The organism is Amycolatopsis sp. PS_44_ISF1 (assembly GCF_032335455.1).
Classification (GTDB): Bacteria; Actinomycetota; Actinomycetes; order Mycobacteriales; family Pseudonocardiaceae; genus Amycolatopsis.
The window spans coordinates 295001-308059 of record NZ_JANUXO010000004.1; the positions used below are offsets into that span (position 1 = coordinate 295001).

At 71.9% G+C, this 13059-nt stretch carries 10 protein-coding genes and 1 tRNA gene (1 of these 11 running past the window's edge); 5 read left to right on the forward strand and 6 right to left on the reverse strand.

The window, feature by feature from the left end; all coding sequences use genetic code 11:
* Together NYF13_RS31220 and NYF13_RS31225 are read right to left on the reverse strand one after the other, a co-directional pair.
* Nucleotides 1-684: the 5' portion of a low temperature requirement protein A gene (locus NYF13_RS31220; protein ID WP_315661524.1), read on the reverse strand. It extends 507 nt beyond the left edge of the window; only the first 684 of its 1191 coding nucleotides appear in the window; the start codon lies at nt 682-684; the stop codon falls past the left edge of the window.
* An 850-nt stretch (nt 685-1534) separates the two neighbouring features.
* On the reverse strand, nt 1535-3010 hold the full coding sequence (locus NYF13_RS31225) for an MFS transporter (RefSeq protein ID WP_315661525.1): 1476 nt from the start codon (nt 3008-3010) through the stop codon (nt 1535-1537).
* A 684-nt stretch (nt 3011-3694) separates the two neighbouring features.
* Here NYF13_RS31225 and NYF13_RS31230 point away from each other — a divergent pair.
* The 4 genes from NYF13_RS31230 to NYF13_RS31245 all read left to right on the forward strand — a co-directional run bounded on the left by NYF13_RS31230 (nt 3695) and on the right by NYF13_RS31245 (nt 8458).
* A complete protein-coding gene (locus NYF13_RS31230) occupies nt 3695-4366 on the forward strand; it encodes a FadR/GntR family transcriptional regulator (RefSeq protein ID WP_315661526.1) in 672 nt (223 codons plus the stop codon).
* Between the two features lie 4 nt (nt 4367-4370).
* On the forward strand, nt 4371-5807 hold the full coding sequence (locus NYF13_RS31235; protein ID WP_315661527.1) for an amino acid permease: 1437 nt from the start codon (nt 4371-4373) through the stop codon (nt 5805-5807).
* A complete protein-coding gene (locus NYF13_RS31240) occupies nt 5804-6748 on the forward strand; it encodes an asparaginase (RefSeq protein ID WP_315661528.1) in 945 nt (314 codons plus the stop codon). Before NYF13_RS31235 ends, NYF13_RS31240 begins: the two co-directional genes overlap by 4 nt.
* Nucleotides 6749-6832: 84 nt before the next feature.
* Complete coding sequence (locus NYF13_RS31245; RefSeq protein WP_315661529.1) at nt 6833-8458, forward strand: CocE/NonD family hydrolase; 1626 nt, start codon at nt 6833-6835, stop codon at nt 8456-8458.
* Here NYF13_RS31245 and NYF13_RS31250 read toward each other — a convergent pair.
* A complete protein-coding gene (locus tag NYF13_RS31250) occupies nt 8448-9215 on the reverse strand; it encodes a metallophosphoesterase (RefSeq protein WP_315661530.1) in 768 nt (255 codons plus the stop codon). The two genes, NYF13_RS31245 and NYF13_RS31250, sit on opposite strands and share 11 nt — an antisense overlap.
* A 343-nt stretch (nt 9216-9558) precedes the next feature.
* On the opposite strand from NYF13_RS31250, the gene NYF13_RS31255 reads away from it, so the two are divergent.
* A complete protein-coding gene (locus NYF13_RS31255) occupies nt 9559-10761 on the forward strand; it encodes an aminotransferase class V-fold PLP-dependent enzyme (RefSeq protein WP_315661963.1) in 1203 nt (400 codons plus the stop codon).
* Here NYF13_RS31255 and NYF13_RS31260 read toward each other — a convergent pair.
* From NYF13_RS31260 to NYF13_RS31275, 3 genes are all read right to left on the reverse strand, one after another.
* Entirely contained in the window at nt 10740-11879 is a 1140-nt protein-coding gene (locus tag NYF13_RS31260; protein WP_315661964.1) for an acyl-CoA dehydrogenase family protein, read from the reverse strand. The two genes, NYF13_RS31255 and NYF13_RS31260, sit on opposite strands and share 22 nt — an antisense overlap.
* 533 nt (nt 11880-12412) lie before the next feature.
* Nucleotides 12413-12484, reverse strand: a tRNA-Val gene (locus NYF13_RS31270).
* Between the two features lie 59 nt (nt 12485-12543).
* Nucleotides 12544-13005 (reverse strand): peroxiredoxin, encoded by a 462-nt coding sequence (locus NYF13_RS31275; RefSeq protein ID WP_315661531.1) that lies wholly within the window; start codon nt 13003-13005, stop codon nt 12544-12546.
* Nucleotides 13006-13059 lie beyond the last annotated feature (54 nt).

The following is a 13059-nucleotide window of genomic DNA, read 5'->3' on the forward strand; positions in this document are numbered from 1 at the left end:
GCTGAGCACCGTCTCGCCGAGCACGATCAGGGTGAACAGGCCGTACCGCTCGGCGATGTGGTGCGGGTGCCACGGCGTGCCGGCCCGGCGCTCGGCCAGGAACGGTACGGCCAGCTCGAACGCCGCGAACACCATGAACAGCACGATCTGGGCCGCCCCCGACACCGCGAGCCACCCGATCCACAGGAGCTGGCAGACCGTGACGCCTGCCGCGTACCGCAACGCCGTCGCCCGGCACTCGGGAACGGACCGTGCGGCGCGCAGCCACTGCGCGACCATTGCCAGGCGCATCAGCACGTAACCGATGACCATGACGCGAAAGTCCCCGTCGAACCCCTTGGCGACACCCGCGGCGACGGTGAGGCCGCCGGCGATCTGCACCAGGGTGGCGAGCCGGTACGGCACGTCGTCGGTGTCGAAGGCCGAGGCGAACCAGCTGAAGTTCAGCCAGCCCCACCACACGGCGAAGAAGACCAGGGCGAAGCCGAGCACACCGTGGCCCACCTGCCCTTCGGAGAGCTGGTGGTGCAGGTTGGCCGCGGCCTGACCGACGGCGACCACGAAACACAGGTCGAAGAGCAGTTCGAGCGGGGTCGCCACCCGGTGGTGCTCGGCGCTGTCCCGCGACCGCATCGGCCGGTGCCACACCCGGATCCGATTGCCCGGCGACGGCTCCTGGGTCATCAGCTCTCCCCGCACTCAGCTGCACGCAACGCCGTCATCCCAGCATGATCAGGGCGGCCAGGCGAGCGCGACGTCCTCTAGCGGGTGAGATCGGAAGGCAAACGAGAGCAGGGCGGGCCCGGTTCCCCCTCGCCCGGGCCCGCCCAGCCGCCTTCTCCGCACTCATGGCCACACGCGGCACGACTCCCGGCGGTCGCCGCACGGTCCCCCGCGGACGCCGACGATCCCTGCTGGGAGGTGACCAGGAGTGCCCATGCCACGGACGCGGCGGAACTCCCGGCCGCTCGGCCGGTCGACCCATCCCCGGTCGACCGGTCGAAATGCCACTGTAGGTAGCCAAAGTAGCGAGCTGAAGGCTCCATAAGGTCTACCCGGTTGCTCTGAGTAGCACCAGAGCCGGGAGTAACGCATCACTCGGATGGAGCAGCAGAGCCTTCGGACAGTAGTTCACCGGGTGTGGTGCGTGAGCGTGGGTGGTTCACCGGCGGCTGGGAGGTGCCGGATCGGCCGTCGGCACAGTTCGGTGGGTGGGTGGCGGAGGTTCGGGAGTACCGCACCGGACAGGGAAGAATTACCAGGCCGCGGTGAGGGAAGGGGACGACCGCGGAGGTCGGCGGTGACGAGGCCGCACGATGGCGAACGGCGGCGGCGAGTGGCGAGTGGCGAGTGGCGGTGGCGAGTGGCGGGCGGCATCGGGTGGTGCGGGTGGCGTCGGGAAGTGGATGAAGGGCAGCGGCGGCGGGCAGGTGGCTGCGGTGGGTGGCAGATGGCGGTGGCGGGGAGCGGAGGGAGGGCAGCGGCGGCGGGCGACGGCAGCTGGCGGTAGTGGGTGGCGGTGGCAGGCGGCGGTTCAGGCGCGGTGCACGTCGGCGGTGTCCTGGTCGGTGCGGGGGGAATCGGCGGAGCCGGATCGGGTTCGCCGGGCTCGTAGTTCGAGGATGGCGACCGCCAGGGCGACGCAGGTCAGCGCGGCCGCGCAGCACATCGCCACGGACAGGGCCGTCGGGTAGTGGCCACCGGAGGACACCACCACCGACTGGAACACCGAGGCGAGTACCGCGGTGCCGATCGCGGTGCCGATTCGCTGGCCGGTTTGCAGGGCTCCACCGGCTACGCCCGCCATCTCCGTGGGTACGCACTCCAGGGTCAGGGTGGTGTTCGGCGAGATCACCATGCCGCCGCCGATTCCGCCGACCAGCAGTGGTGCCGCCACGGCGAAGCCGGCCACCGAAGGCGGGACCAGCGGCACCACCAGCGCGACCGTCAGCAGGCCCAGCGCGACCAGGCTGAGGCCGGTGACGGTGAGGCGCCGGCCCCAGCGCGGCACGAGCCGTCCGGCGACCGCCGCGGCCACGGCCGAGCCGAGGGCGAACGGGGTGACCGACAGGCCGGATTGCAGTGGCGTGTAACCGAGGCCCTGCTGGAAGAACAGCGCGAACACCAGCCAGATCCCGGCGAACCCGCAGAAGTACAGCGCCCCGACGGCGGCGCCGCTCGCGTAGCCGGGCGTCGTGGTGAACAGGCGGGTGTCCAGCAACGGGGAACGGCCCGTGCGCGCCCGGCGATGTTCCCAGCGGACGAACAGCACGCCGAAGACCACCGCGATGGGGAAGAGCCACCAGAGCTTCTCGATCCCGTCCTGCTCGGTCTCCACGAGCGGGAGCAGCACCCCGAGCACCGCGATCGCCAGCAGCACCATGCCGACGAAGTCGATCTGCGAAGCCAGCCGCACCGTCCGGCGCTCCGACTTCGGCAGCAGCCGCAGGGCCAGCGCGAACGCGACGATGCCGATGGGGACGTTCACGTAGAACACCCACCGCCAGCCGTTCGGATCGCCGAACACGGCCAGGATGAAGCCGCCGAGCACCGGGCCCACCGCGGTCGAGATGCCCACCACTGCGCCGAACAGGCCGAACGCGCGACCGCGCTCGGCGCCGCGGAAGAGGTCCTGGATCAGGCCGCTGTTCTGCGGAGTGAGCAGGCCGGCCGCGACCCCCTGGGCGAGCCGCGCGAGCACCAGCGTGGTCGGGTCCGTGGCCGCGCCGGCCAGCGCGCTGGTGGCGACGAACGCGAACAACGCGATGAGGAACATCCGGCGGCGGCCCAGCGCGTCGCCGAGCCGGCCGCCGGCCACCAGCACCAGGCCGAACGACAGCGCGTACCCCGAGACCACCCACTGGATCGCGCCGCTGCCGGTGTGCAGGTCGCGCTGGATCGAGGGCAGGGCGGTGTTCACGATGCTGACGTCGAGCAGGCTCATGAACCCGGCGGTCAGGGTGACGGCGAGGGCACGCCAGCGCTTCGGGTCCGGCTGGTAATCGGACATCAGGCGCTGGTTCCGGGGTGGCGGCGCGGTCCGGTGGCGGGACCCGGCGCCTCGGTGCGGACGGACAGGCGGGCGACGGAATCGTGCGGCACCAGCGAAAAACCTCCCTGAAGCCGACGGCTTCCCGGTTCCGGCGGCGAAATGGCCCTGGACCTGCAGCCTAACCCGCTCGCTCCGGTGCGGCTCGGCGAAGATCCGCCCGTGCCCGGTTCCGGAAGGGGCCCCCGGCCGAGGAAACTTCGGCCAGGGGATTGCGCAAGGGCTTGAGCGCCACCGGCCGGGGTGCCCGGCGTGGACGGCACGCCGAGGCGGGTGGCGCGGGCCGTCGTGCGCGGGCGAAACCGGTATCCACCGCTGCGCCACCCGCCGTGGCGGACCCGGTCTCCCCCGCACCACTGCGCTTCCTCTCGACACGACCCCACTCCGTTCTCCCCCGGCCCTCGCCGGTGGATCGAACACATGTTCGCATCCAGCCCCGACAGAAACTGCGCCCCCCGAACCGCCCCAGGCGTGAGACCGACCACAACAGCCCCTCGTCCCCGCAGTTCACCTGCCGTTCGCGGGGCGCCGGCCCCGGGCGCGGACTGCATCGCTTGACATCAGTTCGGCCGATCTTCACGATCTCGTTCCATGAACCTGTCCGACAGCCAGACAGGTGAGCCCGGTCCCCGTCGTGTCAGTGCCATGGAGGCCGTGCTGGCTCACCTGCGGCGGTCCATCGAGCGCGGGGACCACGCGGTCGGCGACAAACTGCCGTCCGAAGCCGAGCTCAGCCGGGAGTTCGAGGTCAGCCGGTCGGTGGTCCGGGAGGCGCTGCGCGGGCTTCAGGCGCTCGGGCTGACCGTCTCGCGCACCGGCAAGGGCACGTTCGTCACGGCCAGCGGGCCGGCCGAGAACCCGATCTTCGGCAGCTACTCCGCGCGCGACCTGTTCGAGGTGCGCCGCCACGTCGAGATCCCCGTCGCCGCGTACGCCGCGCTCAGGCGCAGCCCCGACCACCTCGACCTGCTCAGCCACCTCGTCGAGCGCATGGACGCCGAAACCGACAACACGGCCTGGGTCGCGCTCGACTCCCTCTTCCACATCAGCATCGCGCAGGCCTCGGGCAACCCGGTGTTCGCCAAGGTGATCGAGGAGATCCGCGACGCCCTGGCCCGCCAGTCGGCCTTCCTGAACCAGCTCGGCGACCGGCGGGCCGAGTCCACCGTGGAGCACCGGCGGATCGTCGCGGCGATCGCCGCGGGCTCCGAGACCGCAGCCGTGGCCGCGATGACCGAACACCTCGAGCACGTCGAGACGACCTTGACCACGATCGTGCGGCCGGCCCGCGCGCCGCAGCAGAACGAGAAAGACTGACACCGTGAGCGAACAGACCCTGCAGCCCACCGAGGGCGAGAGCGGGCACCGAGACGCGGGCGACGCGGGCTACAACAAGGCCCTGAAGTCGCGCCACATCAACATGATCGCCATCGGCGGCGCGATCGGGACCGGGCTGTTCCTCGGTGCGGGCGGGCGGCTGGCGCAGGCCGGGCCGGCGCTGGCCATCGTGTACGCCGTGTGCGGACTGTTCGCGTTCTTCGTGGTGCGCGCCCTCGGCGAGCTGATCCTGCACCGGCCCTCCTCGGGCGCGTTCGTCTCGTACGCGCGGGAGTTCATGGGCGAGAAGGGCGCGTACGTCGCCGGCTGGATGCACTTCCTGAACTGGTCGACCACGGGCATCGCGGACATCACCGCGATCGCCCTGTACGCGCACTTCTGGTCGTTCTTCACCCCGGTGCCGCAGTGGGTGCTGGCGCTGATCGCGCTCGCGGTGGTGCTGACGCTGAACCTGGTTTCGGTGAAGCTGTTCGGCGAGATGGAGTTCTGGTTCGCCATCATCAAGGTCGCCGCGCTGGTCCTGTTCATGGTCGTCGGCATCGTGCTGCTGGTCACCCGGCACCCGGTGGACGGCATCGCGCCCGGCCCGCAGCTGATCGCGAGCCACGGCGGGATCTTCCCGGCCGGGGTGCTGCCGATGGTGCTGATCGTGCAGGGCGTGGTGTTCGCGTACGCCTCGATCGAGCTGGTCGGCGTCGCCGCGGGCGAGACGGAGGACCCGAAGAAGATCATGCCGAAGGCGATCAACTCGATCATGTGGCGGATCCTGGTGTTCTACGTCGGCTCGGTGGTGCTGCTGGCGATGCTGATGCCGTGGAGCTCCTACTCCGCCGGCCAGAGCCCGTTCGTCACGGTGCTCTCGCACCTGGGCGTGCCGGCCGCGGACAGCGTGATGAACCTGGTGGTGCTGACCGCGGCGATGTCCAGCCTGAACTCCGGGCTCTACTCCACCGGCCGCATCCTGCGCTCGATGTCGATGGCCGGCTCGGCGCCGAAGTTCACCGGCGTGATGAACCGCAACCAGGTGCCCTACGGCGGCATCCTGCTGACCGCGTCGGTGTGCGTGCTCGGGGTGGCGCTGAACTACCTGGTGCCCAAGGACGCGTTCGAGATCGTGCTGAACTTCGCCGCCGTCGGCATCCTCGGCACCTGGGCCATCATCGTGCTCAGCCACCTGCTGTTCGTGCGCAAGGCCCGGCGCGGCGAGGTGACGCGGCCTTCGTTCCGGCTGCCGTTCTCGCCCTACACCGAGGTCGCGACGCTGCTGTTCCTGCTGGCCGTGGTGGTGCTGATGGGCTTCGACCGCACCGGGCGGATCACCCTGATGGCGCTGCCGGTGATCCTCGTGGCGCTGGTCGTCGGCTGGTTCTGCGTGCGCAAGCGGATCGACATGAGCGCGTTCGAAGGGGCCGAGTCGTGACGCCCGGGCACGTGCCGCTGGTCCACCTGCTGCGCGGCGGCATGGTCGAAGGCGTCCACCACGGCTCAGTGGTGGCGCTCGCGCCGGACGGCTCGACGCTGTTCGAGGTCGGCGACCCGGACACCCCGATGTACCCGCGCTCCACGGCGAAGCCGCTTCAGGCCGTCGCCATGGCGAGGCTCGGGCTGCGGCTCGACGCGGCCGGGTTCGCCATCGCCTCGGCCAGCCACTCCGGTGAGTCCCAGCACCTGCGGGCCGCGGCCGCCGTGCTGGCCGGGGCCGGCATCCCGGCCGAGGAGCTGCGCAACCCCGAGGACTACCCGTTCGACCCGATCGTGCGCGACGCCTGGATCGCCGACGGCCGCAAACCGGATCGGCTGGCCCACAACTGCTCCGGCAAGCACGCCGCGATGCTGGTCACCTGCCGGGAGAACGGCTGGCCGGCCGAGAGCTACCTCGACCCGGGCCACCCGCTGCAGCAGGCGATCCGCGCGACGGTCGAGGACCTGACCGCACAGCCGGTGGCCCGCGTGGCCGTCGACGGTTGCGGCGCCCCGCTGTTCGCCGTCTCGCTGCGCGGGCTGGCGAAGGCCGCTTCGCGCATCGCGACGGCCGCCGCAGGTACGCCGGAATTTCTTGTCGCCCAGGGGATCCGGCAGCACCCCGAGCTCGTGGGCGGCTCCCGTCGCGACGTCACGGCGCTGATGCGGGCCGTGCCGGGGCTGATCGCGAAGGACGGGTTCGAGGCGGTCCAGCTGGCCGCGCTGCCGGACGGCACGGCGGTGGCGGTGAAGATCGCCGACGGCGGCGACCGCGCCCGTCCGCCGGTGCTCGCCGCCGCGCTCGGGCTGTGCGGAGTCGACGGCGGGCGGCTCGAACCGTTCTCCAGCGACACCCTCCGGGTGACCGGGGCACTGGCCGAACTCCGCCGCGCGGCCTGAATTCCCCCGGAAGTGGATGCCCGCTCCGGATTGCCGGGAAGCGGGTAGCTTCGGAGGCGAGTCACACCGCGAAAGGGGACCTCTGTGCTGAACCGTCTCGTCGACCGGCTGCTGGGCCTGCCCAGGGCCGAGGGTCCGGCGCCAGTGGTCACGAAGGACCTGCGGGTGCCGATGCCCGACGGCGTCCACCTCTTGGCCGACCACTACGCCCCGGTCGGCGCGCACACCGGGCCGGTGGTGCTGATCCGCACGCCGTACGGCCGCACCGGGCTGCCGGCGAAGCTGTTCGGCGAGACCTTCGCCCGTCACGGGCTGCAGACGGTCATACAGAGCACCCGCGGCAGCTTCGGCTCGGGCGGTGAGTTCCGGCCGTTCCACCTGGAGCGGGAAGACGGCATCGCGACCGCCGAGTGGCTCCGCGCGCAGCCGTGGTGCGACGGGCGGCTGGCCACGGCCGGCGCGAGCTACCTCGGATATACGCAGTGGGCGCTCGGTCCGTACCTCGACCCGCCGTTGGAGGCGATGTGCCTCGGCGTCACGGCCTCGCAGTTCCTCGGCAACTTCTACCCGGGCGGGGTGCTCGCGGCCGACGACATGGTGTCGTGGTCGAGCGCGATCGGCCGGCAGGAGCAGCGGTTCGCCGGGCTGCCGAACCCGTTCCAGACCCGCAAGACCCGCGCGGCCATGGCGCACCTGCCGGTCAGCGGGGCCGACGTCGCCGCCATTGGGAAGCCGGTGAAATTCCTGGAAGACGTGACCGCGCACGCGGAGCCGGGCGACGACTACTGGGCCATGTCCGACCACAGCGCCCAGGTGGCCGGCCTGACCGTGCCGGTGACCATGGTCAGCGGCTGGTACGACCTGTTCGTCCGGACCCAGCTGCAGGACTTCGTCACCCTGCAGAACGCCGGGCGCGCGCCGCGGATCACCATCGGCCCGTGGTCGCACGGCGAACCGGCCAGCCTGCGCGTGATGATCCAGGACCAGCTGGGTTTCCTGCGCGCGCACCTGATGGGCGACCGCACGCAGTTGCAGCGCTCCCCCGTGCGGATCTACCTGCAGCAGGCTTCGACCTGGCTCGACTTCGAGCAGTGGCCGCCCGCGTCCACGCCGGCCGACTCGCACCTGCGCCCGGTCGGCGGGCTGGGTGCGGCCTTCGACGGGCAGGCCCGGCCCACCCCGTTCACCTACGACCCGGCCGACCCGACGCCCGCGGTGGGCGGCCCGCTGCTCAGCGGCACCAACAAGCAGCAGGACAACAAGGACGTCGAGGCGCGCGACGACGTGCTGGTGTTCACCGGCGAGCCGCTGGCGGCCGACCTCGACGTGATCGGCGACGCGAGCGCCACCGTGTTCGTGCGCACCGAACTCGGCCACGCGGACGTGTACGTGCGGATCTGCGACGTCGACCCGGGTGGGCTGTCCCGCAACGTCACCGACGGCATCCTGCGGCTGCGCCCGGGGATCCCGGCGGCCGGCGCCGACGGCGTGGTGGAGGTCGAGGTCCCCCTGGACCCGACCGCCTACCGCTTCCGCCGCGGGCACCGGCTGCGCGTGCAGGTCGCGGGCGGCGCGTTCCCGCGTTTCGCCCGCAACCACGGCACCGGCGAACCGGTGACCACCGCCGTGGACGGCCGGCCGAACCGGTTCGAGGTGTTCCACGACGCGGCGCACCCGTCGCGGATCACGCTGCCCGTCTTCACCCGCTGAACGGCACCACCCGCTGGTGGCTGGTGAGCCGGCCGTCGTCGTGCAGCACGTGCAGCAGCAGCGACGGCGGCCCCTCGTGGTCGAGCGGCCCGCCCTCGTCCCAGCCCCGGTCGGCGCCGGGCTCGACCGGCAGCAGGGAGCCGGACACCACGCCGGGCGCGATGCGCACGGGCACGCCCGCGAACGTCGTGCCCGCCCCGGTGTGGACGTGGCCGCAAAGCAGAGCGGCGATCCCCAGATGCCGGGTCACGACCTCGGCCAGCCGGTCCTGCCCGGTCTGGCGGATCGCGTCCACCAGCGGGATGCCGACCGCCACCGGCGGGTGGTGGAACGCCACGAGCGAAGGGCCTTCGTGGGCGGTGAGCACTTCGTCCAGCCACACCAGCGTTTCGTCGGCGAGGTAGCCGGCATCGCGACCGGGGATGGTCGAATCGCACAGGGCGACCAGGACTCCGCCGACGTCGGTGGCCACGTTCACCGGCTCGTCGCCCGGTGGCTGGCCCAGCAGGATCTCGCGGAACGGCGCCCGGGCGTCGTGATTGCCGGGGCAGACGAGCACCGGCGACGGGTGCTCGAGCAGCTCGGCGGCGCGGCGGTACTCCTCGGGCGCACCGTGGTCGGCGAGGTCGCCGGTGACCAGCACCGCCTCCACCGGCCGGGCCAGGTTCCCCAGGTAGTCCAGCACCGCCGCGGCGCGGGCGTCGGCGCGCTCGCCGCCGTCGAGGTGGAGATCGGACAGGTGCGCGAAAACCCGCACGCGGATCAGCCCCTTTCCAGGTGAGCCAACGACTTCATCCAATTACCGCCTCGTACCGCTTCAGCAGCGGCTTGGTCGGCTCGATCAACCGGACCAGGTACGGATTTCCGCAGCGGGACAGCAACAGCGCGGGCCAGCGTTCGTCCACAGCGGACAGATCCGTCCCCTCGGCCAGCCGGTCGAGCCGGTCCGGCAGCGAGGACAGGGGCGAGCGGCGAGGTCCAGCGCGGCGAACAGCAGCCCGCGGTCGGCCGGCCCGATCGGCGCCTCACGCAACGGGGTCCGGCTCCTGGTCATGATCGGCAGTATTGCCGACGGAAAGCCACTGCTGTATTCAGTGGACATGGTCTTCCAGCCCGCCGATGTCGCCCGTGCCCGGGCCGAAACGCCCGGCTGCGCCGGCGTCGCCCACTTCAACAACGCCGGCTCCGCACTTCCCCCGGCGCGGGTCACCGACACGGTCGTCGACTACCTGCGCCGCGAAGCACTCATCGGCGGTTACGAGGCTGCCGAAGCGGCGGCCGAACGCACGCAGGCGGTGTACGCCTCGGTCGCACGGCTGCTCAACGCCGACGTCGACGACATCGCGCTGACGGACAACGCGACCCGCTCGTGGCAGGCGATCTTCTACGCGCTGCGGTTCGGACCCGGCGACCGGATCCTGACCTCGCGCGCCGAGTACGCGAGCAACGCGATCGCCTTCCTGCAGGTGGCTCGGCGCACCGGCGCCCGCGTGGAGGTGGTGGCCGACGACGCCGACGGCCAGCTCGACGTCGACGACCTTCGAGCCCGCATCGACCAAGACGTGAAGCTCGTCGCCGTCAGCCACGTGCCGACCCAGGGCGGGCTGGTGAACCCGGCCGAGGCGATCGGCGCGGTGACCTCGGCCGCGGGCGTCCCGTACCTGCTCGACGCGTGTCAGTCGGCCGGGCAGATCCACCTCGACGTGGCCCGCATCCGGTGTGACGCGCTGAGCGCCACCGGCCGCAAGTACCTGCGCGGGCCGCGCGGCACCGGGTTCCTCTACGTGCACCCGAGGCTGCGTGACCGGCTGGAGCCGGCGATGCTCGACCTGCACTCGGCCACCTGGGTGTCCCCGGCGGAGTACGTGGTGGATCCGACGGCGAAGCGGTTCGAAGTCTGGGAGCGCGACTTCGCCGCCACCCTCGGTCTCGGCGCCGCCGTCGACTACGCGCTGGAGTGGGGGCTGCCGGCGATCGAAGCGCGAGTGGCCGGGCTGGCCGCGACGATGCGCTCACGGTTCGGCGAGATCCCGGGCGTGCGGGTCCACGACGTGGGCGCGCGCCGGTCCGGGCTGGTCACGTTCAGCCTCGACGGGCGGCCGGCCGAGCAGGTCAAGACCAGCCTGGGGGCCGCGGGGATCAACACCAGCGTCACCCACGCCCCCTCGGCGCAGTACGACTTCACCGCCCGCGGCCTGCCCGACCTGGTCCGCGCTTCGGTGCACTACTACAACGACGACGAGGAGATCGACCGGCTGGTGCGCGAGGTGACCCGGCTGGCTCAGGACTCCCGCAGCAGCTGACGGGCGATGACCAGCTTCTGGATCTCGCTCGTGCCCTCGTAGATCCGGAACAGCCGCGCGTCGCGGTAGATCCGCTCGACCGTGACGCCGCGCAGGTAGCCGGCCCCGCCGTGCACCTGGACGGCGCGGTCGGCCACCCGGCCGAGCATCTCCGTGCAGAACAGCTTGGCCGAGGACGGGCCGAGCCTGCGGTCCTCGCCCGAGTCGTACGCCGCGGCCGCCTCGTGCACCATCGCGCGCCCGGCCGCGAGCTCGGCGTGGGATTCGGCCAGCAGCGCCTGCACCAGCTGGTATTCGCCGATCGGACGGCCGCCCTGGCGAGCGGTGCGGGCGTAGTCGACCGCCTCGCGCAGCGCTCGTTCGGCCATCCCGACGCACAGCGCGGCGATGTGCAGCCGGCCGCGGGCCAGCGACGCCATCGCGATCCGGTAGCCCTGGCCCTGCGCGCCGACCAGCGCGGACTCCGGCACCTCGACCTCGTCGAAGAACACCTCGGCGGTCCACGCGCCGGCCTGGCCCATCTTCTTGTCGTGCGGCCCGACGGTGACGCCCTTCGAGCCGGCGGGCACGAGCAGCGCGGAGATCCCGTCCCGGCCGGTGCTCTCCGGCGTGGTCCGGGCGAAGACCACGAACAGCTCGGCCAGCGGGGCGTTGGTGATGAAGCGCTTGACCCCGCTGAGCCGGAACCCCTCGCCGTCGCGCACCGCGCGGCTGGTCAACCCGCTCGGGTCCGAGCCCGCCTCGGCCTCGGTCAGCGCGAACGACGCGATCGCCTGCCCGGCGGCCAGCCGCGGCAGCCAGCGGGTGCGCTGCTCCGGCGTGCCGTACCCGACGATCGCCTGGCCCGCGATGCCGTTGTTGGTGCCGAACAGCGAGCGGAAGGCCGGGGTCGTGTAGCCCAGCTCGACCGCCAGCCGGACGTCCTCGGCCAGGCCGAGGCCGAGGCCGCCGTACTCCTCCGGCAGGGCCCAGCCGAACAGGCCGAGCCCGGCCGCCTTCGCCCGGACCTCGGCGGGAATCTCGTCCCGCTCGTCGATCTCGGCCTCGCGGGGCACGACCTCCTTGCGCACGAAATCGCGCACGGCGGCCAGCACCTGTCCGAAGTCTTCGGCGTCCACCCGTACCTCCACGTCGTCTTCCAGGCCCACGCTAGCCCGCGACATCGACGCGGAACCCGTCGGCGGGCACCACCGCGCGCGGGTCGGCGCCGAGCGCACGAACCCACTCCGCCCGCAGTTCGTCGAAGATCGCGGCGGAGCGAGTCGAGGCCCCGCGACGTCAGGCGACCGATTTACGCCGGGTCGTCCACGCGCTCGACGTACCCGTACAGGGGCAGCTTGAAGCCGGGTTCGTATCCGAAGCCGTCGCCCGCCTGGCGACCTCACCGGCCTGGAGGCGTTCCTCGCGGCGGCACCGCTGCCCCGAGCCTGACCGGGTCCGCCCAGGCGGGTTCCGGTGCGCACGGGATTTTTCTGCCGAAGATCACCCGTTCGGCGCAAGGCAAGAACGTATCCCGCGGCCGTCCCGGATCCTCCTGAACCCGCCTACCCGCGGCTCGCCGGGTCTGTCGAGGGGGCAGACCCGGCGCCCGGGCGGTGCACGAAGGCCTCCACCCGGCCGTGGTCGGGTGGAGGCCTTCGGCTCGTCGAGGTGGGCGCAGCAGGGTTCGAACCTGCGACCGCTCGGGTGTAAACCGAGTGCTCTTCCGCTGAGCTATGCGCCCCGTGGACGGCGCCCGCGGCCCGGGCGAACTCGGGAACGCGGGCACCGCCGGGAAGATCGTCAGGCCAGTTCGGCCACGGCCTTCTTCCAGGCCTGCTGGTCGCGGGCCTCGCCGGGCTGGTTGACCTCGGCGAAGCGCACCACCCCGCCGGTGTCGATCAGGAAGGTGCCGCGCAGCGCGAGACCGGCCTTGTCGTTGAAGACGCCGTACGCCTGCGCCACCTCGCCGTGCGGCCAGAAGTCCGACAGCAGCGGGAACTGGTAGTTCTCCTGCTCGGCCCAGACCTTCAGCGAGAAGACCGCGTCGCAGGAGATGCCCAGGACCTGGACCCCCTTCGTGTCGTAGGCGGAGAACTCGTCGCGCAGCTGGCAGAGCTCCCCGGTGCAGACCCCGCTGAACGCGAAGGGGAAGAACACCAGCAGCACCGGCTTCTCGCCCTTGAAGGAGGACAAGGTGACGGGCTGCTTGTCGTAGTCGTTGAGCGTGAAGTCAGGGGCTGGTGAGCCGACCTCGACGGTCATGCGGCGATTCCTCTCCGGAGCGAACACGTGCCTGCGCCGGCCACACTATCGTGT